19 protein-coding genes and 1 pseudogene are annotated in these 25,433 nt (G+C 60.0%); 14 read left to right on the top strand and 6 right to left on the bottom strand.

Features of this window, described 5'->3' with window-relative positions; genetic code table 11:
- Nucleotides 1-23 precede the first annotated feature (23 nt).
- The 11 genes from PSH81_RS11785 to PSH81_RS11735 all read left to right on the top strand — a co-directional run bounded on the left by PSH81_RS11785 (nt 24) and on the right by PSH81_RS11735 (nt 16,975).
- On the top strand, nt 24-929 hold the full coding sequence (locus tag PSH81_RS11785) for an AraC family transcriptional regulator (protein ID WP_305392580.1): 906 nt from the start codon (nt 24-26) through the stop codon (nt 927-929).
- 139 nt (nt 930-1,068) lie between these two features.
- Nucleotides 1,069-7,470, top strand: coding sequence for a hypothetical protein (locus PSH81_RS11780; protein ID WP_305392579.1), 6,402 nt, complete (start codon nt 1,069-1,071; stop codon nt 7,468-7,470).
- A gap of 255 nt (nt 7,471-7,725) precedes the next feature.
- Nucleotides 7,726-9,036, top strand: a complete 1,311-nt coding sequence (locus tag PSH81_RS11775) for a sugar ABC transporter substrate-binding protein (protein ID WP_305392578.1) — start codon at nt 7,726-7,728, stop codon at nt 9,034-9,036.
- A gap of 160 nt (nt 9,037-9,196) precedes the next feature.
- A complete protein-coding gene (locus PSH81_RS11770) occupies nt 9,197-10,123 on the top strand; it encodes a carbohydrate ABC transporter permease (RefSeq protein WP_135288205.1) in 927 nt (308 codons plus the stop codon).
- A gap of 10 nt (nt 10,124-10,133) precedes the next feature.
- Entirely contained in the window at nt 10,134-10,964 is an 831-nt protein-coding gene (locus tag PSH81_RS11765; protein ID WP_003173672.1) for a carbohydrate ABC transporter permease, read from the top strand.
- A 22-nt stretch (nt 10,965-10,986) separates the two neighbouring features.
- Entirely contained in the window at nt 10,987-12,090 is a 1,104-nt protein-coding gene (locus PSH81_RS11760; protein WP_305392577.1) for an ABC transporter ATP-binding protein, read from the top strand.
- A gap of 16 nt (nt 12,091-12,106) precedes the next feature.
- The gene (locus PSH81_RS11755; protein ID WP_305392576.1) at nt 12,107-13,582 is read left to right on the top strand and encodes a mannitol dehydrogenase family protein; all 1,476 of its coding nucleotides are present in this window, start codon (nt 12,107-12,109) and stop codon (nt 13,580-13,582) included.
- 54 nt (nt 13,583-13,636) lie between these two features.
- Nucleotides 13,637-15,118 carry a xylulokinase gene (gene xylB, locus PSH81_RS11750; protein WP_305392575.1) on the top strand — a complete coding sequence of 494 codons (1,482 nt, stop codon included), beginning with the start codon at nt 13,637-13,639 and terminating at the stop codon, nt 15,116-15,118.
- A 12-nt stretch (nt 15,119-15,130) separates the two neighbouring features.
- Complete coding sequence (locus tag PSH81_RS11745) at nt 15,131-16,069, top strand: carbohydrate kinase (protein WP_305392574.1); 939 nt, start codon at nt 15,131-15,133, stop codon at nt 16,067-16,069.
- A 171-nt stretch (nt 16,070-16,240) separates the two neighbouring features.
- Nucleotides 16,241-16,495 (top strand): DUF2790 domain-containing protein, encoded by a 255-nt coding sequence (locus tag PSH81_RS11740; protein ID WP_192299624.1) that lies wholly within the window; start codon nt 16,241-16,243, stop codon nt 16,493-16,495.
- A gap of 81 nt (nt 16,496-16,576) precedes the next feature.
- On the top strand, nt 16,577-16,975 hold the full coding sequence (locus PSH81_RS11735; RefSeq protein WP_226457125.1) for a hypothetical protein: 399 nt from the start codon (nt 16,577-16,579) through the stop codon (nt 16,973-16,975).
- Here the strand turns inward: PSH81_RS11735 and PSH81_RS11730 are convergent, their stop codons facing one another.
- Together PSH81_RS11730 and ilvA are read right to left on the bottom strand one after the other, a co-directional pair.
- Nucleotides 16,976-17,242, bottom strand: a complete 267-nt coding sequence (locus PSH81_RS11730) for a DUF1652 domain-containing protein (protein WP_305392573.1) — start codon at nt 17,240-17,242, stop codon at nt 16,976-16,978.
- A 258-nt stretch (nt 17,243-17,500) separates the two neighbouring features.
- Nucleotides 17,501-18,469: pseudogene (gene ilvA, locus PSH81_RS11725) on the bottom strand (threonine ammonia-lyase, biosynthetic); the annotation flags it as partial.
- A gap of 254 nt (nt 18,470-18,723) precedes the next feature.
- On the opposite strand from ilvA, the gene PSH81_RS11720 reads away from it, so the two are divergent.
- Both PSH81_RS11720 and map read left to right on the top strand, forming a co-directional pair.
- Nucleotides 18,724-18,924 (top strand): ParD-like family protein, encoded by a 201-nt coding sequence (locus tag PSH81_RS11720; protein ID WP_305392572.1) that lies wholly within the window; start codon nt 18,724-18,726, stop codon nt 18,922-18,924.
- Entirely contained in the window at nt 18,924-19,685 is a 762-nt protein-coding gene (gene map / locus PSH81_RS11715; protein WP_192299629.1) for a type I methionyl aminopeptidase, read from the top strand. The genes PSH81_RS11720 and map overlap by 1 nt, the downstream gene beginning before the upstream one ends.
- On the opposite strand, the gene sfnG is transcribed toward map, so the two are convergent.
- Nucleotides 19,657-20,754 (bottom strand): dimethylsulfone monooxygenase SfnG, encoded by a 1,098-nt coding sequence (gene sfnG, locus PSH81_RS11710; RefSeq protein ID WP_305392571.1) that lies wholly within the window; start codon nt 20,752-20,754, stop codon nt 19,657-19,659. The two genes, map and sfnG, sit on opposite strands and share 29 nt — an antisense overlap.
- Nucleotides 20,755-21,009: 255 nt before the next feature.
- On the opposite strand from sfnG, the gene PSH81_RS11705 reads away from it, so the two are divergent.
- Nucleotides 21,010-22,248 carry an acyl-CoA dehydrogenase family protein gene (locus tag PSH81_RS11705; protein WP_192299631.1) on the top strand — a complete coding sequence of 413 codons (1,239 nt, stop codon included), beginning with the start codon at nt 21,010-21,012 and terminating at the stop codon, nt 22,246-22,248.
- A gap of 73 nt (nt 22,249-22,321) precedes the next feature.
- Here the strand turns inward: PSH81_RS11705 and PSH81_RS11700 are convergent, their stop codons facing one another.
- The 3 genes from PSH81_RS11700 to PSH81_RS11690 form a co-directional block, all read right to left on the bottom strand.
- Entirely contained in the window at nt 22,322-23,107 is a 786-nt protein-coding gene (locus PSH81_RS11700; protein ID WP_226457130.1) for a sulfite exporter TauE/SafE family protein, read from the bottom strand.
- A gap of 153 nt (nt 23,108-23,260) precedes the next feature.
- Complete coding sequence (locus tag PSH81_RS11695; protein ID WP_226457131.1) at nt 23,261-24,562, bottom strand: ATP-binding protein; 1,302 nt, start codon at nt 24,560-24,562, stop codon at nt 23,261-23,263.
- Nucleotides 24,563-24,565: 3 nt separating this feature from the next.
- Entirely contained in the window at nt 24,566-25,267 is a 702-nt protein-coding gene (locus tag PSH81_RS11690; RefSeq protein WP_192299634.1) for a response regulator transcription factor, read from the bottom strand.
- Nucleotides 25,268-25,433 lie beyond the last annotated feature (166 nt).

Raw genomic sequence — 25,433 nt, 5'->3', positions numbered from 1 at the left:
ACCAACAATAAAGCGACGGCAGCATGACCCGAGCAACGCGCATCACCGACCCTTCCTACGAGCTGATGGACGATCACAACGGTCTGTCCATCATCTATCGTCAGCACGGCTTCCCCTGCCCGCTGGTGCGCTGGCATTTCCACAAGGAATACGAGCTGCACCTGATCGTCGCCAGCTCCGGCAAGGTGTTTATCGGCGACTATATCGGCAATTTCTATCCGGAAAGCCTGTTCCTCACCGGCCCCAACCTGCCCCACAACTGGATCAGCCAGGTTGAAGAAGACGAAGTGGTGCCCAAGCGCGACATGCTGGTGAACTTCACCGATGAATTGCTGGAAAACGGCAGCCAGATCTTCGCCGAGCTCAAGAGCCTGGCGCCGCTGCTGGAACGTGCCCAATACGGCATCGAGTTCCGCTGCAAAAAGACCATCGCCCAGGCCATGGCCTTGATGCAGCGCATCGAGGCTGCCCAGGGCATGGCACGGTTGGGGCACTTTTTTATCCTGTTGGAAGTGCTCAGTGCTTGTGAGGATTACCAGTTGCTGTCTGGCGTGACCACGCCGCAACTGGCTGACGAACACAGCATCGACCGTACCAACCGCGCGGTGGACTACATCTTTGCCCACTACGCGCGCGAGTTGCCGCTGGAGGAAGTGGCGGATTACCTGGGGATGAAACCCACGTATTTCTCGCGGGTGTTCAAACAGGCCACGGGCCGCACGTTTATCGAGTTTGTCAATCGCCTGCGCATCAGCAAATCCTGCGAATTGCTGGCCGATGGCGATAAAGCCGTCACGGATGTGTGCTTTGAGTCGGGCTTCAACAACATCTCCAATTTCAACCGACGCTTCCAACAGCTCAAGGGCATGACGCCGTCCCACTACCGACGCCTGGCGGTGCAGCGGCTCACTGAGCAAAACCTGGCCTGAAACCGCAACACCGCAGCCATAGCCTTTCGGGGGTACAAAAAAGGAACTCATACACGGCCCGCCGCCACGCAATGAGGGAAGTTTCCAATACCGGTTTACGGGAAGTTCTTTCTCATATTCGCAGCTATCCAGGCCCTCTATGATCAGACTTTCGCAGTCCACTCCCGCAGTGACCACTCCACATCTTGACACGCAGCGCCCACCCGTCGAGCGCGCAACCCCCTCTGTCACCTCCAGCGTCATCGGACTTTTCAATCGGCGCACCGAACAAGATCCAACACCCTCCACCCCGTCCGTTGACGTGCCGGCCAGCACGCGTCTACATATTGAATACCTGCTCAGATTTGCCGTGGCAAAAGGGCAACCCAGCCTGGCCGAGCAGATCAAACAACGCGTAATGAGCACCCCTGACCCGCTGAGCGCCTCTGCAGTACGGGCCGACGTAGAGAAACTTCTTGACCAGCCAAGTGCGCTCAATCCGCAAAAAAGCTACGCCCAGTTGATTAAAGAAATACTGGGGGGCACAGCGCACAGTGCGCCGAACATTCGTCCTATTTCATCGCGCTCACGTCGAGACCTGCAAAACACGCCCCCCACCCAAGACTCAGGCAAAGCCCTGTTGCGCAAATTCGCCGACACCCTGGTTAACAAGAGTGATGGGGAGATGGCGATCAATACAGCCTACACCCTGATCAACGCATTGCTTAACGCTGAACAACTTGCCTCAAAAAACCAGATGTATGTGGTGCCCGTCGAGCCCGACTCCACCTTTGGCATGGCCCTGGCCGAGCTGGATGATGCGCTGCGCTCGGAACCCTTCAAGTCGTTTGCCCAAACCCATGACATCGATATTGAATCTTTGGTGTTTGACCCCGCCGGGAGCATCTATATACAGCGGGAGGACGAGGACATCGACATCCGCCATTACGATGAAAACAGTTTTATAAAAGCCACATCAGCGGTGTTCAAAGCCGTCACAAAGCTGGCGGGCCCAGGGGGTGAACGCTTCGGATTTCACGGGCGTGATCAGGCACTTCCCGAGCAGGTTGCCAACTTCTATGGCATGCAACTGCCCAGTGATTATTCCCGCGACTTCAACGGCGATACGTTGTTCAGGATTGGGCAGTTGATTCATGAAGGAACATTCCCTTCGCTGAGTAATACCAATCCGCTCTACGAGAGCCAATTTGCCCCCGTCAAGCAACGTCAACGGGACGCCAAGCAACACATCGTCGATCTGCCAGCGCAACAACTGGATCAACCTCTCGCTCGCCATGCTCCATTGACAGCGGCCCAGACAGTGCAGAGCGCAGACAAGGCGCTCGCGTGGCAGTGCAGCAAGATGCTGCTAAAACAAGTGCCAGAACTGAATGGTGGACGTGATAGAACACCGCCTATCCTCGATACCATTCCAGAATATTCAACCTTCAATCAGGTCCGCCAACAGCTCCTGAATGCACTCACAGGCCCGGCTTTCAGCGATTTTGCGCAGAAGCATGGCGTTGACCCCATGACTGCGCGCATCAACCCCAATGATGGAAGCCTGACTGCCAGCGTGAACCGGGTGCAAACCACCTTCACCGTCAACGATGTGTCGGAAGATTGGAGCAATGTCTGGGACGCGATAAAGGATGCGGTGCAACAGATGGCTGCGGGCTCCAATGCGGATGTGCACTACCCCACTGCGTCTACCGCCACACTGGAAGAGGTGATGCGTTTCTACAATGAAGAAATGCCCGCTCAACCAGACACAGAACCACAAGAAGGGAACACCCCCCGACTCACGACGTTACTAAGCCACGGTTTGGAGTTGGTTCGAAAAAGCAGTTTCAAAGCACTGGTCGACACATCATTGAACGATCCCAGGTCTGTTGCCGTACGCAAACACCAGGACACCGTGACGAAAATGCTGGCCTCTGCGCCGCTGACTCTCTCGCCGATTCAAAACCTGGCCGCCGCCATCACCGCCAACCGCCCTACGCCAGTGGAAACTGCAAATAACCGCGAAGAACTTTTGGCGCGCGCCGAAGTTGAACTCGCAACCACTGTTCATCGCGCAATGCTTGAGCTCAAAGCCAAGCCGGAGCAAGCCGCGTCAAAAATCATCCAACCGATACCGGCCAACAGCCTGTTCGGTGAATGGCAGGCCTACCTGAATAAAGCCCTGCAGGGCCGCGGTTTCCAGGAATGGGCACGTAATCAAGGGGTTGACCTCGCGACCCTGCGCTATGACCCCACCGACAACGCGCTGGTTGGCAAAGTGCAGGGAGTGGACCAGCGCTTCACTACCCGCGACTTCGCGAAACAGTATCCCGAACACTTTGATGTGCTCGAGCCCGTGCTGAGCGCGGCAAAGGCATTCGCGAACGATACGCCCCCTATCGCACTGTTTAACGCCGAATCCAGCGGCGCACCTTACCAATGGGTGGCCAACTTTTATAACCTCAGCGACCTTCCAGGCAGCCCGAAATTCGAACAACAGGTTGCGCTGATGGGCCGTACCCAACAGTTCCCCGACCACCCTGATGATCCACAAAGCGTAGTGGCCTTTGTGGGCCGGCAAAAAACCGCACTGGGTGATAGCAACAACCGGTATGGGCTGATCAACGAACTGAAAAACTGGACGCCGGACAGCGGCTCCAAGGACTTTGTGGTCGACCCGGACTCTTCTTACCCGCCTGACGGTACGACGTCGGTTGCAACCTTCATCTCGCAAAACGACTGGTACCCAGTGCGTTCAAGGTCAGACGCTGACCATTTGCTGGCCGCCTTGCAGACGCCGATGCCACAGTCCCCACCCCTGGGCAATCGCTGGGGGTTCCTGTCAACACAACTGCCGTTGAGTACCGAACAACGCAACGTACTGGTCAACGAGGTGAAAGAGGCGATAGGCCCCGACACCCTCCTCAATTACCTCGGCAACCAGGTGACCACACTCGACACCAACCCTGAACGCGCCTTGGAGCAACTGCTCACCAGCGACAAGGCACTTGATCTTGCCGAGCACCTGCAAACCCAGATGAAAGGCGCCTTGACCCCATCCAGCGCTAAACAATGGCTTTTGACCGCCTTGGTACTGGAGCTTGATCCAACGGCCGGCACTCAACACAAGACCGTTGCAGGTGCGGATTTAACGGACCCTGATAACGTCGGGCGCGGCGTTTCATCTATCCGCGACCGATTTGACCAATACCTGACCGCCCAGAAAGATATACCTGCCCACCTTGCACCCATAGCGTCATACGTGTTGCTGTCAGGGGCTGCGCCGCAGTTGTTGGTCAACGAGGTACCGAAACAAATAACGCTTGGCTCCCCAGAGTATTTCAACTTTACGGCAGCGGTAAACCTGGTCGAGTGGACTGCACCCGGCGCTAGCGCAAACATGACCTACCCGCAGGTCATGAGGCATTACAACATCCAGCCTGTTTCAGCACTGGAAACGCAGATACAAAGTTACGCACAGATGGCTCCCTTACTGGAATGGGCCTCCATCCATAACAAGATCGACAAGAACAACTACACCCTGGAACAGTTGAAAGACAGCCAGCAAAAACTCCAGACACAGATCAATAACACCACCGAAGCGGTGCGCTGGCTAAGCACGACTGAAGCGCCCAATAGACGGGATATGGCGCTTAAGGTACTAAGAGAACAGTTCGGTGCCGATATTGATTATGAAAAACGCTTTATGGTGGAAAATGAATTCGCCGGCATAATCACCGGTAATCATTACAGCCTCGTAGAGATCTATGAAGCAGGCAGGCTGGATGAAAGCTGGATACAGGAAGGCAATCATGTGGACTTCAACAGCCTGCGTGAAAAAGCCAGAGAGCCTGGCTTTCCGATTATCAACGATGAATTCGACAAGGCCATAAAAGAAGATTTCAACCTGCGCAGACAGCACACCACGACGTTGTTCGAAAACATGCTCAAAAAAATGCCTGTCGAGGAGCAAAAGAGCCTGCTCTATGGCGACGTAGAGTTTTTGAATGTTGAAGGCACCCACAGTGGCAGTGGCAGTGGCATGTTGATAACGTCGAATTACAACGGGGTCAGAAGAGATTTCGCGGTTTATCCGACATGGGGCCAGATCGTAAGAATTGCAGACATTGATCCGAATACACCACTGGGCCAAAAAGTCAGCCTCGACATTGATGCCCAGGCGTTCAAAAGCGGCGAGGAACCCAAGCAAGGGGTTAAATCAGAGGTTGTATTGCGCGTCACTGATCAACACCTGCTGAATGACAATAATGAACCTTGGCCGTTGGAAGTGACCCTTCCAGCCCACAACGAAAATGACGCGTTCTCTCCAAACTATGTGGCCGGCAGAATTTCCAAATTGGCCAAGGTCATGATCGACTCGACTTACCTGAATAAAAGCGAGTTTGTAAACCTTCACCGCAATTGGTCCAGCAATACACTCGAAACGGCCACCGAGCCCAGTGACTTCTTCAAAGCGCTGTGGCACTCCTTGCCCGGGGCCAGCACGCTCGAGGATCTCTATCATGGCCAGTTCCTCAAAGCAGCCGTAGACCTTGCCATTGATGTCGCGATCGCGATGGCCACAGAGGGCGCAGGCAATCTGTGGAGCTTGGCAAAATCTGCGGCGTCCTGGGCGGCTGCCAAGGTATCTGCGGGGTTTATCGAGAAGTTTGGCGTTAAAGAAACGGAAGCGATTGCCCTCAAGGACTTCACGGCTGCCACGACCACGCAATCGACTCGCTCCCTGAGCCGGCTACAGAATGGCCAGCTCACTGAGCAGACGGCGGATATGGCAAATGGCAGCGTGTCACTTTCCGGGGCTCAGGGCAGGGTCGAACTCACAGCCATACGCCAGGGCGGCCAGTGGTATGCCTACGACGCGAAGACCGCGGCCGCTTACGGTCCTGCGCTTGAGGGTTTTGTGTCTGACACCTCATCGATCGTGAAACAGGAAACCTTTTCCGACGGCACCCAAGCCCTGGTTACCGAAAAACCTTTGGCCGCAGACGCGTACACCATCACGCGCACCCATGGCTTCGACTTGATCAATGAGGGCAAGGTTTATCGCTACGACTCCCGCAATCCAGGCTTGCTACGCGATCTGGAGTCGGCCGATCACTACCAGCCACTGGAAGGCTTCGAAGCTTTCTGCCCGGCCCCCAGTATCGGCGGCCGCATCAAGCGCGGCGCCAACGACACGTGTTTTACCAAGGTCACCGAGGACGTATCCGGCGAGTTGAAACAGGAACTTCAGGCGCTTGAGCACGTGCGCTTGTTTCCCTCGGCACCGAAGTTCCTGCGAAAGAACCAGTTTGTGGTTTTCGAACGCCGCCGCTGGAAAATGCTCGACGCAGACACGGGGCCAAAATTGATTCCGGTGCCTGAGACCACGCCCATCACCTACAAACCAACGATCACCGGCACGCTCAAAAACGAACCCCAATTCGGCTTTTTCAGCGCACAAAGCAGTGAGGGGCTGGAGCGCGAAACACGTGTGGTCAAGCTCAACCGCATCACTGATGCCGTCGACGATAAACGTGAACTGCGTGGCGTGATCGTTAACGGCCCGGCACGCGGCAGTACCGCCAAATACCTGGTGATCGAGGCGGATACCGCCGAGTTCTACTACGCACAATTGGAGAAGGAACCCGGCAGCCAGCTGACGTTCTACAAATGCACACCTAACGAGCTGCCGATGGTGACTGCTTACCGGAATAAATTCAGCATTCGTCAAGGTGCTGCCACTTTACCGTTTGATGCCAATTTCATTGCGCTGCCGAAATTGAAATCTGCCTTTGAAGAACTGGAGCGCGCGGGCTACTTGAAAGAAGATATAGATGACTTAAAAGCACAGTGCAAAACGCTGACCGAGGAACAGCAACGCGAGGTTGTCTATCAGCTGCAGCGGGCCAAAGCGATCGATAAAGCGAATATCGCCTTGAAACCCAACCAGGTTTCCGCGCTGGCCAAACCCGCCGACTTCACCTCGTGGACCGCTGAGCAGCAAAACAAATTCTACGCACAACAAACGCAAGACAGCGTGAACCGTTCCATGAAAGCCACCGGCCTGGGACCTGCTAACCAAATGCGCTCTAGAGCGGACGAGGCCCGCACTGACGCGGCGAATATGACGATTGGCTGGTTGCGCAGGACCGTACCGCCTGGGGCGTTGAACCATTCAAACCTGATTTTGAAGTCCGGGGCTGGAAACTGTGGGGAAATGGCATTGCTATCCGGAGACATCATCGAAAAAAGCGGAGGAAAAGCACAGCAATGGTATGTGGCAGGAGGCGACCACGTGTTCACAGTTGTCGGCGGACCGGCTTCAGCAGGTAAAGCCACCGTTGATTTTTCACAGGCCGAATGGAAAGACGCCTGGATCGTCGACCCCTGGGCCGACATTTCATGCAAGGCATCCGAGTACACCGAGCTAGTGAAGAATAAAATGGCTGAGTGGGACGCAAAAGGCCTGCAAATTTACACCCGTGGTGAATGGCGTAAGCCGATGGACCCACAGTGGATCAAAGAGCTGACCACGCTTGAAAAAAAATCCTATTAAACCGTAGCGTCTCAACCTCCAAAGACCTGGCGCTGCCGCGCTATTGACGGCGCCAGGTTTTCGGTTGCAAGCCAGCTTCAAGCAGTCACCTGAACTGAAGTGCAAAAAAGTATCAGTCCCAGTGCGCCCAAGGATTTGTCACATCGCCATTTCAAGGCTGTAATCGACGCACACTCTTCCTGACTCCCTGTAGGAAGACACAACAACAATAACTGTCCTTCTGTAGCCCCCCCGGGCGCGGAAAAGGAGTGCGCGATGAAGTTCACAGCAAAAGTTCTGCTTGCCTCTACCTGCTTGACTATCAGCGCCGTCAGCCTTGGCGCGCAGACCCTGACCATTGCCACCGTCAACAACAGCGACATGATCCGCATGCAAAAGCTCTCGAAAACCTTCGAGGCCGAGCACCCGCAGATCAAGTTGAACTGGGTGGTACTCGAAGAAAACGTGCTGCGCCAACGCCTGACCACGGACATCGCCACCCAGGGCGGGCAGTTCGACGTACTGACCATCGGCATGTACGAAGCAGCACTGTGGGGCGCCAAGGGTTGGCTGGAACCGATGAAGGATCTGCCTGCATCCTACGACCTCGACGATGTGTTCCCTTCAGTGCGTGACGGTTTGTCGGTCAAGGGTTCGCTGTACGCCCTGCCGTTCTATGCCGAAAGCTCGATCACCTACTACCGCACCGACCTGTTCAAGGACGCCGGGCTGACCATGCCCGAGCATCCGACCTGGACGCAGATCGGCGACTTCGCCAGCAAACTCACCGACAAGACCAAAGAACAATATGGTTTGTGCCTGCGCGGCAAAGCCGGCTGGGGCGAGAACATGGCGCTGATCACCACCCTGGCCAACGGCTACGGCGCGCGCTGGTTCGATGAGAAATGGCAGCCGCAATTCAACGGCCCCGAGTGGAAAGACGCGCTGAACTTCTACGTCGACAACATGAAGAAATCCGGCCCGCCGGGTGCGTCCAGCAACGGTTTCAACGAAAACCTTGCACTGTTCAACAGTGGCAAGTGCGCCATCTGGGTCGACGCCAGCGTGGCCGGCTCGTTTGTTACCGACAAGACCCAGAGCAAGGTGGCTGACCACGTCGGCTTCACCTTTGCTCCCCACGAAAAAACCGATAAAGGCACCTCGTGGCTGTACTCCTGGAGCCTGGCGATTCCCACCAGCTCCAAGGCCAAGGACGCCGCCAAGGTGTTCACCAGCTGGGCGACCTCCAAGGAATATGGCGAGTTGGTGGCCAAGACCGACGGTGTGGCCAACGTACCGCCAGGCACCCGTAAATCCACCTACAGCGATGAATACATGAAGGCGGCGCCGTTTGCCAAGGTGACCCTGGAATCGCTGAAAGTTGCAGACCCAACCCAACCGACGCTCAAGCCAGTGCCCTATATCGGCATCCAGTTGGTGACCATTCCTGAGTTCCAGGCGATTGGCACCCAGGTGGGCAAGTTCTTCTCGGGGGCGTTGACCGGTCAGCAGACGGTGGATGCGGCCTTGACCGCCGCGCAGACCACCACCGAGCGCGAAATGAAGCGGGCCGGGTATCCCAAATAAAGTGGGTACACCGCGGTAAATGTGGGAGCGGGCTTGCTCGCGAATGCGTTCTTCCAGTGAATACTTCAGTGACTGACACTCCGTATTCGCGAGCAAGCCCGCTCCCACACTGACCGCGCTTCGATTCTAGTTCTGCATGTACCTGACTGGTTCTGATCCTATGAATACCAACACTGCCCAAGTGCAAACCGCCGTGCCGGACAAGCCGCGCAAAAACCGCCTGGCCAACCCCGGCTGGTTCCTTGTCAGCCCCTCGGTAGCCCTGCTGCTGCTGTGGATGATCGTGCCGCTGGGCATGACCCTGTACTTTTCGCTGATCCGCTACAACCTGCTCTACCCCGGCGAAAATCAGTTCGTCGGGCTGGAAAACTTTACCTACTTCATCACCGATTCGGGCTTCTTGCCCGGCGCCACCAACACCCTGTTGCTGGTGGGCAGCGTGCTGCTGATCAGCGTGGTGTTCGGCGTGTTGATCAGCGCCCTGCTGGAGGCCAGTGAGTTCCTCGGTCGCGGCCTGGTGCGGGTGTTGCTGATCTCGCCCTTCTTCATCATGCCCACCGTCGGTGCGCTGATCTGGAAGAACCTGATTTTCCACCCGGTGTCGGGGATTCTCGCCGCCGTGTGGAAGTTCTTCGGCGCCGAGCCGGTGGACTGGCTGGCGCACTACCCGTTGCTGTCGATCATCATCATCGTGTCGTGGCAATGGCTGCCCTTCGCCATCCTGCTGCTGATGACCGCCATGCAATCCCTCGACCAGGAACAAAAGGAAGCCGCGCGCCTGGACGGTGCCGGCGCCATCGCGATCTTCTGGCACCTGACCCTGCCCCACCTGGCCCGCCCGATTGCCGTGGTGGTGATGATCGAGACGATCTTTTTGCTCTCGGTTTTCGCCGAAATCTTCACCACCACCAACGGTGGCCCCGGCTATGCGTCAACCAACCTCGCCTACCTGATCTACAACCAGGCGCTGGTGCAGTTCGACGTGGGCATGGCCTCGGCCGGCGGCCTGATTGCCGTGGTCATCGCCAATATCGCGGCGATCATCCTGGTGCGGATGATCGGCAAAAACCTGACTGACAAGCCTTGAGGGCCGCGCCATGACGCTTCAACAATCCCGTCGCCTGCAAAGCCTGTTGCTTGGCACCCTGGCCTGGGCCATCGCAATCCTGATTTTCTTCCCGATCTTCTGGATGGTGCTGACCAGCTTCAAGACCGAAATCGACGCGTTCGCCACGCCGCCGCAGTTCATCTTCACACCGACGCTGGAGAACTACCTGCACATCAACGAGCGCAGCAATTACTTCAGCTACGCGTGGAACTCGGTGCTGATTTCCTTCAGCGCTACGGCCTTGTGCCTGCTGATCTCGGTGCCGGCGGCCTACTCCATGGCGTTCTACGAAACCCAGCGCACCAAGGGCACGCTGCTGTGGATGCTGTCCACCAAGATGCTGCCACCCGTGGGCGTGCTGATGCCGATCTACCTGTTGGCCAAGAGCTTTGGCCTGCTGGATACGCGCATTGCGCTGATCATCATCTACACCCTGATCAACCTGCCGATCGTGGTGTGGATGGTTTACACCTACTTCAAGGACATCCCCAAGGACATCCTCGAAGCCGCCCGCCTCGACGGCGCCACCCTGTGGCAGGAAATGGTCCGCGTGCTGCTGCCGATTGCCAAGGGTGGCCTGGCATCCACGGTACTGCTGTCGCTGATCCTGTGCTGGAACGAGGCGTTCTGGTCGCTGAACCTGACGTCGTCCGCGGCCGCGCCGCTGACTGCGTTGATCGCCTCCTACTCCAGCCCCGAAGGCTTGTTCTGGGCCAAATTGTCTGCCGTCTCGACCCTGGCCTGTGCGCCGATCCTGATCTTTGGCTGGATCAGCCAGAAGCAATTGGTGCGCGGCCTGTCCTTCGGCGCCGTCAAATAACAATTCCTAGCGGAGGCCCCTCATGGCCAACCTGAAAATCAAGAATCTGCAAAAAGGCTTCGAAGGTTTCTCGATCATCAAAGGCATCGACCTGGAAGTGAGCAACAAGGAATTCGTGGTCTTCGTCGGCCCCTCGGGCTGCGGCAAATCCACCCTGCTACGCCTGATCGCCGGGCTGGAAGAAGTCAGCGATGGCACCATCGAACTGGACGGGCGCGACATCACCGAAGTGACCCCGGCCAAGCGTGACCTGGCGATGGTGTTCCAGACCTATGCGCTGTACCCGCACATGAGCGTGCGCAAAAACATGTCGTTTGCCCTGGACCTGGCCGGCGTCGACAAGCAGCTGGTGGAGAGCAAGGTCAGCGAAGCCGCACGCATCCTGGAACTGGGGCCGTTGCTGGAGCGCAAGCCCAAGCAATTGTCCGGCGGCCAACGCCAGCGTGTCGCCATCGGCCGTGCGATCGTACGCAACCCGAAGATCTTCCTGTTCGATGAACCGCTGTCCAACCTCGACGCCGCGCTGCGCGTACAGATGCGCCTGGAACTGGCGCGCCTGCATAAAGAGCTGCAAGCGACGATGATCTACGTGACCCACGACCAGGTCGAAGCCATGACCCTGGCCGACAAAGTGGTGGTGCTCAACAGCGGCCGCATCGAACAGGTCGGCTCGCCACTGGAGCTCTATCACCAACCGGCCAACCTGTTTGTCGCGGGGTTCCTGGGCACGCCGAAGATGGGCTTCCTCAAGGGCAAGGTCACCCGCGTCGACAGCCAGAGTTGCGAAGTGCAACTGGACGCCGGCACCATCATCAGCCTGCCACTCAGTGCTGCCAGCCTGAGCGTCGGCAGCGCCGTGACCCTGGGTATCCGCCCGGAACACCTGGAAATCGCCACTCCCGGCCAGACCACCCTGACCGTCACCGCCGACGTCGGCGAACGCCTGGGCAGCGACACCTTCTGCCACGTCAATACGGCCAACGGCGAGCCGTTGACCATGCGGATTCGCGGGGACATGGCCAGCCAATACGGCGAAACCCTGCACCTGCACCTCGACCCGGCGCACTGTCACCTGTTCGACTCCGATGGCGTGGCCGTGGCACGTCCACTGCGCGCTGCCGCCTGATTTCGCGAGATTTGTGATGAAACTGAATAAGCAAAACCTCACCCGCTTGGCGCCAGACGTACAACTGCCGACTTACACCCATACCTCCCAGGGCATTGCCCACATCGGCGTCGGCGGTTTCCACCGGGCGCATCAGGCGTATTACACCGATGCGCTGATGAATACCGGCGAAGGCCTGGACTGGAGCATCTGCGGCGTCGGCCTGCGTGCCGAGGACCGCAAGGCCCGCGACGACCTCGCCGGCCAGGACTACCTGTTCACCCTGTATGAGCTGGGCGACAGCGACGACACCCAAGTGCGCGTGATCGGCTCCCTCAGCCACATGCTGCTGGCCGAAGACGGCGCCCAGGCGCTGATCGACAAGCTCGCCAGCCCCGAGATCCGCATCGTCTCGTTGACCATCACCGAAGGCGGCTACTGCATCGATGACAGCAACGGCGAGTTCATGGCCCACCTGCCGCAGATCAGACATGACCTGGCGCATCCCAAGGCGCCGACGACCGTGTTCGGCTTTCTCTGCGCGGCCCTGACCCAACGCCGCGCCGCCGGCATCCCGGCATTTACCGTGATGTCCTGCGATAACCTGCCGCACAACGGCGCCGTCACGCGCAAGGCGCTGCTGGCGTTCGCCGCATTGCACAACGCCGAGCTGCGTGACTGGATCGCCGCCAATGTGAGCTTCCCCAATGCCATGGTCGACCGCATCACGCCGATGACCAGCACCACCCACCGCCTGCAATTGCACGATAAACATGGCATCGACGATGCCTGGCCGGTGGTGTGCGAGCCGTTTGTGCAGTGGGTGCTGGAAGACAAGTTCGTCAACGGCCGCCCGGCCTGGGAAAAGGTCGGCGTGCAGTTCACCCATGACGTCACGCCCTACGAAGAGATGAAGATCGGCCTGCTCAACGGCAGCCACCTGGCCCTCACGTACCTGGGGTTTCTCAAGGGTTACCGGTTTGTGCACGAGACCATGAATGACCCGCTGTTTGTCGCCTACATGCGCGCCTACATGGACCTGGACGTCACGCCCAACCTGGCGCCGGTGCCCGGCATCGACCTTACGCAGTACAAGCAGACCCTGGTGGACCGCTTCTCCAACCAGGCGATTGCCGACCAGCTGGAACGCGTGTGTTCCGATGGGTCGTCGAAGTTTCCCAAGTTCACCGTGCCGACCATCAACCGCTTGATCGCCGATGGCCGCGAGACGGAACGTGCGGCGCTGGTGGTTGCCGCGTGGGCCTTGTATTTGAAGGGCGTGGATGAAAATGGCGTGAGCTACAAGATCCCGGACCCGCGTGCGCAGTTTTGCCAGGGGCTGGTGCGTGACGAGGCCTTGATCAGCCAACGGTTGTTGGGCGTGGAGGAGATTTTCGGTACGGCTATTCCCAACTCGCCTGAGTTTGTGGCAGCGTTCGAGAAGTGTTATGCGAGCCTGCGCGACAATGGCGTGACTGCAACACTGAAGCAACTCCAGAAGAAACCGAATTAAAAAATGTGGCAGCGGGTTAACACTCCAAACAATAAAACTGCTGAGCAAATCATCATGACCCAGCAAAACCTGTTCCTCGGCATCGACTGCGGCACCCAAGGCACCAAGGCCATCGTCCTCGACGCCACCAGCGGCAAAGTGCTGGGCCTCGGCGCGGCGGCCCACACCCTGATCAGCGGCGCCAATGGTCGCCGTGAACAGCACACCCAGGAGTGGCTCGACGCCTTTACCGAGGCTACCCACCGTGCCTTGCAACAGGCCGGCGTGGACGGCCAGGCCATCCTCGGCATCGGCGTTTCCGGGCAACAGCACGGCCTGGTGTTGCTCGACGAGCAGGGCCAGGTCCTGCGCCCGGCCAAGCTGTGGTGCGACACCGAAACCAGCGCGCAAAACGACCACCTGTTGCAGCACCTGGGCGGTGAAAGCGGCTCGCTGGAACGGCTCGGCGTGGCGATCGCGCCGGGCTACACCGTGTCCAAACTGCTCTGGACCCGCGAGCAACACCCCGACCTGTTCGCGCGCATCGCCCACATCCTGCTGCCCCACGACTACCTCAACTACTGGCTCACCGGGCGCGCCGTCGCGGAATATGGCGATGCATCGGGCACCGGTTATTTCAACGTGCGCAGCCGCGCATGGGATGTGGCGCTGCTCCAGCATATCGACCCCAGCGGGCGCCTGGTCAACGCGTTGCCGCAACTGATCGAGGCCGACCAGAGCGTCGGTACGATCCTGCCGCACATCGCCGAACGCCTGGGTATCAACCCCAGCGCCATCGTGTCCAGCGGCGGCGGCGACAACATGATGGGCGCCATCGGCACCGGCAATATCGCCCCTGGCGTAATCACCATGAGCCTCGGTTCTTCGGGCACGGTCTACGCCTTTGCCGATCAGCCCAACGTGAGCCCCCAGGCCTCGGTCGCGACCTTCTGTTCCTCCAGCGGCGGCTGGCTGCCGCTGATCTGCACGATGAACCTAACCAATGCCACCGGGGCGATCCGCGAGCTGTTCGAGCTTGACCTCGCCGCCTTCAACGCTCAGGTAGCCGAGGCACCGATTGGTGCCGATGGCGTGAGCATGCTGCCGTTCCTCAACGGCGAGCGCGTGCCCGCCCTGCCCCATGCCAGCGGCAGCCTGCACGGCTTGACCATGAGTAACCTGAGCCGCGCCAACCTGTGCCGCGCGGTGATCGAGGGCACCACGTTCGGCCTGCGCTACGGCCTCGACCTGCTGCGCCAGACCGGCCTGCAAAGCCAGAGCATCCGCTTGATCGGCGGTGGTTCGAAAAGCCCGTTGTGGCGGCAGATGGTCGCCGACATCATGCACACCGAGGTGATCTGTACCGAACAAAGCGAAGCCGCCGCCCTGGGCGCGGCGATCCAGGCGGCCTGGTGCCAGTCTGGCGAATCCCTGGCCAGCCTGTGCGACAGATGCGTCAGTATCGACCCGGCCAGCCGTACCGTGCCGGTAGCGGCCAATGTGAGCGCCTATCAACAGGCTTACGAGCGCTACCAGCAGCTCGTGGCAACCCTTTAAGAGCGAACGACTATGTATCTGGTGTGTGGTGAAGCGCTGTTCGATTTTTTCAGCGAGGAAGATGCCAGTGGGCAGGCGTCCAAGGTCAATTACAAGGCGATTGCCGGCGGATCACCGTTCAACGTGGCGGTGGGTTTGCGTCGGCTGGGGGTCGAGTCGGGATTGTTGGGCGGCGTGTCGAGCGACTTCCTCGGCAGGCGCCTGGTGCAGGTGCTCAGGGATGAAGGTGTGAGCGAGCAGTTCCTGGTGCAGTTTGCCGCGCCGACCACGTTGTCGATGGTCGCGGTGGGCACCGATGGTTCGCCGCAGTACAACTTCCGTGGCGAGGGCTGCGCCGACCGCCTGCTGGAGGCCCACCATCTACCGCCACTCGGCGCTGACATCCGTGGCCTGCATATCGGCTCCTACTCCCTGGTGGTGCAGCCGGTTGGTGACACTTTGCTCAGCCTGGTCCGCCGCGAAAGCGGCAAGCGCCTGATCAGCCTCGACCCCAACGTACGCCTCAACCCGCAGCCGGACATCCAGCTGTGGCGCGCACGCATCGCCGAGCTGGTGCAGCATGCGGACCTGATCAAGGTCAGCGACGAAGACCTGCACCTGCTTTACCCAGACCAGTCGCCGGAGAGCGTCCTGCAAGGCTGGCTGCAACACCGTTGCCAACTGGTATTCCTGACCCGCGGTGGCGACGGCGCCAGCGTGTTCAGCCGCCAGCACGGCCATTGGTCCGCCCCTGCGGTCAAGGTGGTGATGGCCGACACCGTCGGGGCCGGGGATACTTTCCAGGCGGCGCTGATCACTTGGCTGACCGAGCATGGGATGGACTCGGTAGAGGGCCTGCAACAGCTGTCCCGCGAGCAGATCGATAGCATGATGGGCTTTGCCATCCGGGCTGCGGCGATGACCTGCACCAAGACCGGTCCGGACCTGCCTTACCGTCATCAACTGGGCTAAATACCACGAAGATGTAGGACAAAGTCGGCGATCATGTAGGTAATCGCTTTTTAAACATGAAGCTTTTGTCAGCAACCCCCGGCATTAATCCATGGTTAATGCTTGGGGCCAACAGTGAGCTCGTCCGCCCATCAGCTCGATGGGCCAATGAACTGCTGTTGGAGAACTGTCATGAAAAGCCAATCCCTGCTGATCGCCCTTAGCCTCACGCTGGCCGCCGTGTCGGGCGTGGCACACGCCGATGCCGAACCCGTGCCGTATCGCTACGGCATGCCCATGGATGTGCAGAAAGTCATTTCGATGAACGAACCGCAGACCAGCGAATGCAAGGTGATCAAGGCCAATATCAAGTTCCTGGACAAGGCCGGCACAGAGCAATATGTGAGCTACAAAAAACTCTCCGATGCCTGCATGTCCCAGAATTGAACAGCGTGCTGACAAAGGGCGGCGTTAGCTGTGCCGACAGGTTATCCTTGCGCGCTGACCCCACGGCCGAAAGGACTCATCATGCCGCTGCGCTTTCATACGCTCGCCCTGTTTACCGCCCTGCTCTGCTTCGCCCTCGCATTGACGTGGGGCCTGCGCCCCGACTGGCTGCTGTGGTTGTGGAACGTCGAGTATTCAAGTGCCACGGGGCTGGTCTGCCGGCGTAACGCCGCGCTGTTCCTGGCCCTTGGCATCATGTTTTACCGCGTTCGTCACGCACCTGCGTCCGACACACGCCGCGCCATCACCACCGGTTTTATCTGCGGCTGCTTTGTGCTGGCCGCCTTGGGCCTGAGTGAGTGGATCAATGGCAATGCCGGCCCGGGTATCCTGCTGGCAGTGGTGACAGAAATCGTGCTGGGCCTGGCGTTTATCCAGGCCCATAGATCCTCGGTGATTCACCCTCAAACCACAGCCTGATCAGTAGCCGCGCGCTGCCACCCGTTGCAGGGTGGGTGCGTGGCTGTGCTTGAGGTCTTCGCGCAACCCGGTGATCAGGCTGCAAATGGCGCGACTGCTGTCGAGCTTGTCGGCGTTGATGCCTTTGACTTCCAAATCCACCCGGTCACGGTCGCGGTCGTCATAGACCTTGATCGTCAGCGAAGCATCTTCGGCTTTGGTGCATTCGCACCGTTTGGGCAGGAAACTCGTTTCAATGATGCTGCGAAGTTCCAATTCCGAAAGCATGGTCAACCTCTCCTTTCATGAGACTGCCAATCGATTGTTGTGAGTCCGGCAGGCACTGGCCTGCCGCGTCTTGCCGACCCTGGCAGACGTTTACAGTCAATAAGCCTACTCGGCAAAATCCGACCTTGTTGTAACCTTTCCTCATAAGCGCGCAGCACGGTTATATAAGTTGGACGGTGCCGTTTAAAACATCGTCGAACCGCCGCGATTAAACGTTTAACCCGGCGCCCCGATTCAAGCCACAGCTTGCGCAGCCACTCTTTCTGCAACATGTCGCAAACTATCGAAGTTGATATTCGCCCCGGAATTCACCGCCACCAAGGTCTGCCCACGGACGCCGCTGCGCGCGACGTACTGGCAAATGCCTGCCACGGCCAATGCCCCCGACGGTTCGGTGATCGAGCGCGTGTCGTCGTAGATCAGCTTGATGGCGCTGCACAGTTGGTCATTGCTGACGGTGATGACCTCGTCCACCCAGTCCCAGCAGATTTCAAAACCATAGGCGCCGACCTGCGCCACCGCCGTGCCGTCGGCAAAACCGTCGACACCGGGCAACACCACCCGCTCACCCGCGCGCAGGGCCGCCAGCAGGCAACTGGAACCTTCGGGCTCAACGCCGATGATGCGCACCTCGGGGCGCAGGTATTTGACGTAGGCCGCGATCCCGGCGATCAGGCCGCCACCGCCCACCGGCACGAAGATCGCGTCCAACGGACCTTGCTGCTGGCGCAGGATTTCCATGGCGACCGTGCCCTGGCCGGCAATCACATCCGGATCATCGAACGGCGAAACAAAGGTGCACCCCGACGCTTCGGCCAGTTGCAACGCATGGGCCAGGGCCAACGGGAAACTCGTGCCGTGCAGCACCGCTTCGGCCCCCCGGGAGCGTACGCCGAGCACCTTCAGTTCCGGCGTGGTGGCCGGCATCACGATACGCGCCGCGATCCCCAACTCCCGCGCCGCCAGGGCCACGCCCTGGGCATGGTTGCCCGCCGACGCAGTCACCACGCCCCGGGCCTTTTGCTCGTCACTGAGCTGCACCAGTTTGTTGTAGGCGCCGCGGATCTTGAAGGAAAACGTCGGCTGCAGGTCTTCGCGCTTGAGCAGCAGGGTATTGCCGAGCAACGCCGACAAGGCCGGCGCCGCTTGCAGGGGCGTGCGCACCGCCAGGTCGTACACCGGGGCGGCGAGGATCTTTTTCACATAGTGCTCAAGCAAGGTGCTCATGGGTGTCTCCTGGCGTTGTGTCGAAGGCCCTGGAGACGGATAAACAAAACCCGCCTCTAGGGCGGGTTTGGGTACAGCCGTGCGCTATCCCGCCAAATGAGGAATGGCGGTAATAATCATGCTCGGCTGGGTACGGAAGGCTTGATAGGTCATGCCCTGAAATTAACCGCCGACGCCGGATGAGTCAACAAAAGGTTTACTCGCAACATACGAAACGTATACGCTTTGTATATTACTCAATCACAGTGAACCCCATGGGCATCGTCAAGATCACCGACCAACTGCACGAACAACTGCGCGTGGCCAGCGCCGCGATGGGTCGCTCCATCAACGCCCAGGCCGAGTTCTGGATCAAGATCGGCCTGCTCGCCGAACTCAATCCCGACCTGCCCTACAACGCGCTGATCAACAAGTTGCTGCTGGATAAACCCGACCTGATCCGGGGGCGCAGTTGATGATCAAGACCGCCGCACAACTGGCTGTGATGCGTGAATCCGGGCGCCTGCTGGCGCAAGTGTTCGACATGCTCGACGGTTTTGTCGCCGCTGGCCGCTCCACCCTGGAGCTGGACGCCGCCGTCGAAGCCTTCATCCGCAACGACCTGCAGGCCCGCCCGGCCAGCCTCGGCCAATATGACTATCCGTTCTCGATCAACACCTCGATCAACGAAGTGGTGTGCCACGGCATGCCCAGCGCCAAAGCCGTGTTGAAGGACGGCGACATCATTAATATCGACATCACCCTGGAAAAAGGCGGCTACATCGCCGATTCCAGCAAGATGTACATGATTGGCAGCGTCGCCCCCAAGGCCCGGCGCCTGGTCGAGCAGACCTTCGAAGCGATGTGGGCCGGCATCCGCCAGGTCAAGCCTGGCGCGCGCCTGGGCGACATCGGCCACGCTATCCAGAGCCACGCCCAGGCCAATGGCTACAGCGTGGTGCGCGAATACTGCGGGCACGGCATCGGCCGGCAGATGCATGAAGAACCGCAGGTTCTGCACTTCGGCCGCCCCGGCACCGGGCTGGAACTGCGCGAAGGCATGGTGTTTACCGTGGAGCCGATGCTCAACCAGGGCGGCGCCAAGACACGCAGCCTCAAGGATGGCTGGACGGTGGTGACCAAGGACAACAGCCTGTCGGCGCAATGGGAACACACCGTGGCCGTCACGGCGGACGGCTTCGAAGTCCTTACCCTGCAAGCTCGCTCACTACATTGATCGCGGCGTTGGCTTCCAGCTCACGCACAAGCGGCAACACGCGCTTGCCGAAGTATTCGACCTCTTCCTGGAAGTGCAGGAACCCGGCGAGCACCAAATCCACCCCCACGGCCTTGAGCGCGACGATGCGTTCGGCAATCTGCTGCGGGGTGCCGATCAGGTTTGTCTTGAAGCCGTCGTTGTACTGCACCAGGTCCTCAAAGCTGGACTTGGCCCAATTGCCCTCGCCTTCCGGCGACGCCTTGCCCGCCTGCCTGGCCGCGTCGCCAAAGGCATTCACCGCTTCCGGGTCGGCCTTGTCGATGATCTCGGCGAGCACGGCGCGGGCTTCTTCTTCGGTGTCGCGGGCGATCACAAAGGCGTTCACGCCGATTTTGACCGAATGGTTATTCGCCGCCGCCTTGGCGCGGATGTCATCGACCTGGGCCTTGATGCCCTGCGGGGTGTTGCCATTGGTGAAATACCAGTCCGACACCCGCGCCGCCATGTCCCGCGCAGCCCGTGAGCTGCCGCCCTGGAACACTTCCGGCTGGCCCAATGGCTTTGGTTTGAGCGTGTAGTTGTTGAAACGGTAGAAATCGCCTTTAAAGGTGAAATCGTCCTTGGTCCAGATGCCTTTGAGCGCGCGGATAAATTCTTCGGAGCGGCGATAACGCTCATCGTGCTCCAGCCAGTGTTCGCCAATAGCCTGGAACTCGCCCTTGAACCAGCCGCTGACGATATTGACCGCGATACGGCCGTTGGTGAGCTGGTCGATGGTCGCCAGTTGCTTGGCCGCCAACGCCGGTTGCCACGGGCCGGGCAGGATCGCGGCGATCACTTTGAGGGTGGTGGTCGCGGCCAGCAGCGCATGGCTGAACGCCACGGATTCATGCTGGTTCTCCGCACCGTAGCCGGCGGTAAAGCGGATCTGGGTCAAGCCATATTCAAAGCCGGCCGCTTCCGCCAGCTGCGCCAGTTTGCGGTTGTAGTCGATGCCCCAGTGGGTGCGTTGCTCGATCTTGCTGACCACCAACCCGCCGCTGACGTTGGGCACCCAGTAGGCAAATTTCACAGGCTTCTGACTCATCGAACACTACCTCGTACAAATGGGATGTACCCAAGGCTTGAGCAGCAAGCGTGCCAGCCAGGGCAAACGCCCGTGGCAAGGGGGTTGCGGCGCTTGGCGGGCAAAACCGTCACTGCACTGGATTACGCCGGTTTGTCGATTCGCTGTTGCCAGGGCAACAGTCACGGCGGCCTTGCCCCCGCAAACACGGGCCCGCACACCCGGCACGGACTGTGCAATCGCCCTTGCATTGATCACAGCCCAGGAACCCTTGCCATGACCGAACACCACGTCATCAACCCGCTGTCCACCGGCGTCGATTACCCCACGCTGGCCGCCCGCTTCCGGCCGATCTTCGCGCGTATCGCCGCAGGCGCCGTGCAGCGCGAACAGGCCCGCACCCTGCCCCATGAGCCGATCCAATGGCTCAAGGAGGCGGGTTTCGGCGCAGTACGCGTGCCAGTGGAATACGGCGGCGGCGGCGCGTCCCTGCCGCAGCTGTTTGAACTGTTGATCGAACTGGCCGCCGCCGATTCCAACGTGCCCCAGGCCCTGCGCGGGCACTTCGCATTTGCCGAAGACCGCCTCAACGCGCCGCCGAGTGCCGGTCGCGACCTATGGTTCAAGCGTTTTGTCGACGGCGATATCGTTGGCTGCGCCTGGACCGAAATCGGCAACGTCGCCATTGGTGATGTGGTGACCCAGGTCAGCCCTGACGGCGACCAGTGGAAACTCAACGGTGAAAAGTTCTACAGCACCGGCAGCATTTTCGCCGACTGGATCGACGTGTATGCCCAGCGCAGCGACACCGGTGGCGATGTGATCGCCGCCACCCGCGCACGCCAGCCCGGCGTGGAGCACAGCGATGACTGGGACGGCTTTGGTCAGCGCACCACCGGCAGCGGCACCTCGCGGTTTACCGATGCGGTGGTAGAGGCTGAAAACGTCATCGACTTTGCCACGCGCTTCAAATACCAGACCGCGTTCTATCAGCTTGTCCTCTTAGCCAGCCTGGCCGGGATCGGCCGTGCCGCGCTGGTTGACGTGGCCGAGCAGGTGCGCAGCCGCAAGCGCATCTACAGCCATGGCAACGCGCCCCATGTCAGCGGGGATGCGCAGATCCAACAAGTGGTGGGCGAAGTCGCAGCACTGGTCTACGCCGCCGAGGCCAGCGCGTTGAAGGCCACGCTACCGGCACAACGGGCCTATGTGGCGCGGTTTGGCGGGGATGCTGCGGTGGAGCGCGAAGCCAATGTGGCGGCCGAGATTGAATCGGCGACCGCGCAGGTGGTGGTGTCGGACTTGATCCAGCGCGCCACCAGCCAATTATTCAATGCACTGGGGGCATCGGATGTCCGCCAGGGCAAGGCCCTGGATCGGCATTGGCGCAATGCGCGCACAGTGTCGTCGCACAATCCGGTGATCTACAAGGCGCGGATTGTCGGGGATTGGCAGATCAATGGAACTGAGCCGCCGTTTGTGTGGCAGATCGGCAACGGGCCGGCGAGAGCCTGAGGCCAGCCTCGGTGAAACCTGTGGGAGCCCGCTCCCACACAAGCCCGCCCCACAGGTTCAATGGCGTACGGTCTTAGAAGGCGAGTTTGTAGCCGATAGCCATCAGCATCACCGCCAGGCACGGGCGCAGTACGCCGTCCGGGAGTTTGCCGGTCATATGGCTGCCGATGTAGATCCCCGGCAGCGAACCCATCAACAGGAAGCCCAGTAAGTGCCAATCCATGTTGCCCATGCTGGCGTGGCCCAGGCCCGCGACCAGCGTCAGCGGCACGGCGTGGGCGATCTCGGTGCCGACCAGGCGCCGCGTGGCAAGGAACGGATAGAGGATAAACAACGCCACGGTGCCGAGGGCGCCAGCGCCGATGGACGTCAGTGCGACCATGGTGCCCAGGATAGCCCCGGTAACCACCGTCAACAGGTTCAGGTTGCGCGGGCTCATGTGGTAGCTGTCGCCGGCATGGCGCTGGGCGAAGGCCAACAGCTGCCTCTTGAACAGGATCGCCAGGGCGGTCAGCAGCAGCACCACGCCGAGGGCCTGCTTGATCACCGCGTTCATCGAACTGGGGTCGGTGTGCAGGCTGGCGAGGAACCACAGGGTCAGCAACACCGCGGGCACGCTGCCCAGGGTCAGCCAGCCGGTGATGGTCCAGTCGATGTTCTTGTTCTTGCCATGCACCAGCACGCCACCGGACTTGGTGATTGCCGCGTACAACAGGTCGGTGCCCACGGCAGTGGCCGGGTTGATGCCGAACCACAACAGGATCGGGGTCATCAACGAGCCCCCGCCCACACCGGTCATGCCCACGATAAAACCCACGATCAGGCCGGCAACGACGAAACCAAAATTACCCACATCCATTACAGCTACCTGCGGCCATATAAATTTCTGGCGGCAGGATAGCGATTTTTCTTATAACGACTTATATCAATATGATCTGACTTTAGATCATTTTGTGTTTTTACCCCCTGCATCCCACCGCCCTGCTGGTTCAGCCCTTGGGGGATCGTAGGGTCAAGGCACGCTGGGCAACCACAGGCGAAAGCGCGCGCCGCCCAGCGGCGAGGCCTGGGCGATCAATGTACCGCCTTGGGCCTCCATGGCGCGTCGGCTGATCGCCAACCCCAGGCCGAAACCGCCGGTGGCGCGGTCGCGGCTGCGGTCGAGGCGGTAGAACGGCTCGAAGATACGCTCACGCTGGTCCAGCGGGATGCCGATGCCATCGTCGTCGACCCAGATCTCGCAGCCGTCGGCCCCGACCTTGACCCCCACTTGAATGCGTCCATCGCAGTAGCGCGTGGCGTTGCGCAGCAGGTTTTGCAGCACGCGGGCGGTGAGACGCGGGTCGAGGTTGAAGCGTTCGACGGCGCAGTCCAGGGCCACATCGATGACGATGTCGGGATTCTCCAGTTCGTCATCGACGCTGCCGAGCACGCTGTCGATAAACTCATCGAGCACCACGTCGACCCGCTCCGGCAACTGCGCCGGGTTTTGCAGGCGGCTGTAGGAAAGCAGTTCCAGCACCAGTTCATCCAGCTCGCGGATATGCGCCACCAGGCTTTGCAGGCGTGCGCGGCTGGCCTCGGGCAAGTCATCGGACAGCGCCAGGGCCAGGCCGAAATCCAGGCGCGTGAGCGGTGTGCGCAGTTCATGGGAGACGGCGTTGAGCAAATCGCGTTGCTGGTTGAGCAGGTGCTCGATGTCATCGGCCATGGTGTCGAACACCGCCGCGAGGCTGCCGATGTTGGAGCTTGATGGAATCCGCGTACGCTCCGCCAAATTGCCCCGCCCCAGTTGTGCGGCAGTGCTTTTCAGGCGCTCCAGGTCTCGCCAGTGCGGGCGCAGCCAGACCAGCAGGCACGCCAGCAGCGCGGCGCCGATCAGCACGTTCATCGACCAATACAGCAGGTTCATGTCCAGTGGGTCGGGCGGGATGGTCAGCTTGACCACGAACTGTTGGTTGATCGGCGAACTGATGTCCTCCATCCAACCCCATTCGCCCAGGCGGATCACCGGTTTGCCGGCCGCCAGTTGTTGCTCTTCTTCTGGTGTGTAGCTGGCGTCCTGGCGCAACAGCAATTGCACTTTGAGCGGCGCGAAATCGGCGTTGAGGTGTTCAGTGACCTGGGACCAGCGCTCCACCGGCGCGCGCAGGTATTGCTTGACGATCAGCTTCTGCATGCCCCGCGACTGCTCGACGTTGTAGTCCATGTAGCGGTGTTCGAACAGTTGGATCACCAGCTTGGGAATCAGGAACGTCGCTGCGCTGTAGGTGACGATGATGATCAGGTACAGCCTGAGGAGTACACGAAACATCGCTTAGCATTCCCACTCGGAACGGCTGAACAGGTAGCCCTTGCCCCACACCGTCTTGATCTTGCGGGCTTCGCCGGCGTGGTCGTCGAACTTGCGGCGCAGCTTGGAGATAGCCACGTCCACCGAGCGGTCGGTGCCGTTGAACTCGATGCCGCGCAGGCGTTGCAGGATCTGGTCGCGGCTGAGCACTTCACCGGCATGCCGGGCCAGCACCACCAGCAGGTTGTATTCGCCGCTGGACAGCTCCACCACCTGTTCGCGCCAGGTCACGGTGCGCTCCGACAGATCGATGCACAGGTTGCCCATGATGATCTGGTCGTTGGCCACCTGCGGCTCGGACAGGCTGCTGCGGCGCAGCAAGGTGCGCACGCGGGCCAGCAGCACGCGAGGTTCGCAGGGTTTGGTGACGTAGTCGTCGGCGCCCATTTCCAGGCCCAGCACCTGATCGTGGCTGTCGTCGCGGGCGGTCAGCATCAGGATCGGCAGGCCCGCCGAGTCGGCGCGCAGCAGGCGGCACACTTGCAGGCCGTCGAGGCCGGGCAGCATCAGGTCGAGGATCACCAGGTCCGGCGGGTTCAGGCGTGCGCGTTCACGGACATGATCGCCACGGCTGAGCACACTGACGTGGTAGCCATTGCGTTCCAGGTAGCTGGCAATCAGCTCGGAAAGTGCGGCGTCGTCTTCCACCAGGAGGATGTTGGGCATGGTGTTTCCAGTAGATACGGTTAAAAGTCATACACAAATCCAATGTGGGAGCGGGCTTGCTCGCGAATGCGGTGGGCCAGCCAACTCATCAGGTGACTGACCCACCGCATTCGCGAGCAAGCCCGCTCCCACATTATTCGATCTTTGGTGTTTGCAGGATTGTGCA

It is taken from the genome of Pseudomonas sp. FP2335, assembly GCF_030687535.1.
Classification (GTDB): domain Bacteria; phylum Pseudomonadota; class Gammaproteobacteria; order Pseudomonadales; family Pseudomonadaceae; genus Aquipseudomonas.
The sequence above is the reverse complement of the archived record's forward strand: the minus strand, read 5'-3'. Positions and strand labels throughout refer to the sequence as shown.

Bases quoted from the DNA above. Each gene is read 5' to 3' on its own strand.
- PSH81_RS11785 (WP_305392580.1), top strand. From the start codon at position 24: ATGACCCGAGCAACGCGCATCACCGACCCTTCCTACGAGCTGATGGAC.
- PSH81_RS11780 (WP_305392579.1), top strand. From the start codon at position 1,069: ATGATCAGACTTTCGCAGTCCACTCCCGCAGTGACCACTCCACATCTT.
- PSH81_RS11775 (WP_305392578.1), top strand. From the start codon at position 7,726: ATGAAGTTCACAGCAAAAGTTCTGCTTGCCTCTACCTGCTTGACTATC.
- PSH81_RS11770 (WP_135288205.1), top strand. From the start codon at position 9,197: ATGAATACCAACACTGCCCAAGTGCAAACCGCCGTGCCGGACAAGCCG.
- PSH81_RS11765 (WP_003173672.1), top strand. From the start codon at position 10,134: ATGACGCTTCAACAATCCCGTCGCCTGCAAAGCCTGTTGCTTGGCACC.
- PSH81_RS11760 (WP_305392577.1), top strand. From the start codon at position 10,987: ATGGCCAACCTGAAAATCAAGAATCTGCAAAAAGGCTTCGAAGGTTTC.
- PSH81_RS11755 (WP_305392576.1), top strand. From the start codon at position 12,107: ATGAAACTGAATAAGCAAAACCTCACCCGCTTGGCGCCAGACGTACAA.
- xylB (WP_305392575.1), top strand. From the start codon at position 13,637: ATGACCCAGCAAAACCTGTTCCTCGGCATCGACTGCGGCACCCAAGGC.
- PSH81_RS11745 (WP_305392574.1), top strand. From the start codon at position 15,131: ATGTATCTGGTGTGTGGTGAAGCGCTGTTCGATTTTTTCAGCGAGGAA.
- PSH81_RS11740 (WP_192299624.1), top strand. From the start codon at position 16,241: ATGAAAAGCCAATCCCTGCTGATCGCCCTTAGCCTCACGCTGGCCGCC.
- PSH81_RS11735 (WP_226457125.1), top strand. From the start codon at position 16,577: ATGCCGCTGCGCTTTCATACGCTCGCCCTGTTTACCGCCCTGCTCTGC.
- PSH81_RS11730 (WP_305392573.1), bottom strand. From the start codon at position 17,242: ATGCTTTCGGAATTGGAACTTCGCAGCATCATTGAAACGAGTTTCCTG.
- PSH81_RS11720 (WP_305392572.1), top strand. From the start codon at position 18,724: ATGGGCATCGTCAAGATCACCGACCAACTGCACGAACAACTGCGCGTG.
- map (WP_192299629.1), top strand. From the start codon at position 18,924: ATGATCAAGACCGCCGCACAACTGGCTGTGATGCGTGAATCCGGGCGC.
- sfnG (WP_305392571.1), bottom strand. From the start codon at position 20,754: ATGAGTCAGAAGCCTGTGAAATTTGCCTACTGGGTGCCCAACGTCAGC.
- PSH81_RS11705 (WP_192299631.1), top strand. From the start codon at position 21,010: ATGACCGAACACCACGTCATCAACCCGCTGTCCACCGGCGTCGATTAC.
- PSH81_RS11700 (WP_226457130.1), bottom strand. From the start codon at position 23,107: ATGGATGTGGGTAATTTTGGTTTCGTCGTTGCCGGCCTGATCGTGGGT.
- PSH81_RS11695 (WP_226457131.1), bottom strand. From the start codon at position 24,562: ATGTTTCGTGTACTCCTCAGGCTGTACCTGATCATCATCGTCACCTAC.
- PSH81_RS11690 (WP_192299634.1), bottom strand. From the start codon at position 25,267: ATGCCCAACATCCTCCTGGTGGAAGACGACGCCGCACTTTCCGAGCTG.